A 409-nucleotide genomic window follows, 5' to 3' on the forward strand; every position below is an offset into this window, starting at 1 on the left:
AAGCGACAGTTCCAGTCTATTTGAATGAAGCGACTGGCGATGTTGCAGTTGAATTATTGACCATCGGAGCGAGTGATGTTTCTGCCTTCGCCGGTCTGGGTGGTACGCTGGGGCTTGATTTAACAAATGTTAATTTGGCCCTAGTGCTGGCACAGGAAAAAGTCGCAGATGCGCGTCAATGGACCGCGTTACAAGCCACTGCGGGCAGTGCTTCTTTCATCGGGGTCGATGGATTGACTTTGAATGGTGACCTTCTTGCGGTGACGATTAATCAAGCGGCGAGCGATGGTAGCTTACTTGATTTTTCAGATGCGGCCTTGGAAGTGGTGAATGGTCCGAACAGCACCTATGAGGTGACCGTAGACGGCAGCATTGGACCGAGCTTGGAAGTGAGCGGGGATTTGGAAGT

At 51.3% G+C, this 409-nt stretch carries 1 protein-coding gene; it reads left to right on the forward strand.

Features of this window, described 5'->3' with window-relative positions:
• Window positions 1–409, forward strand: a 409-nt coding sequence (locus QEH59_RS19165; protein ID WP_308986915.1) for a hypothetical protein, incomplete at both ends; no start/stop codon positions are given.

Source organism: Thalassobacterium sedimentorum, from assembly GCF_031127905.1.
GTDB classification, from domain to species: domain Bacteria; phylum Verrucomicrobiota; class Verrucomicrobiia; order Opitutales; family Coraliomargaritaceae; genus Thalassobacterium; species Thalassobacterium sedimentorum.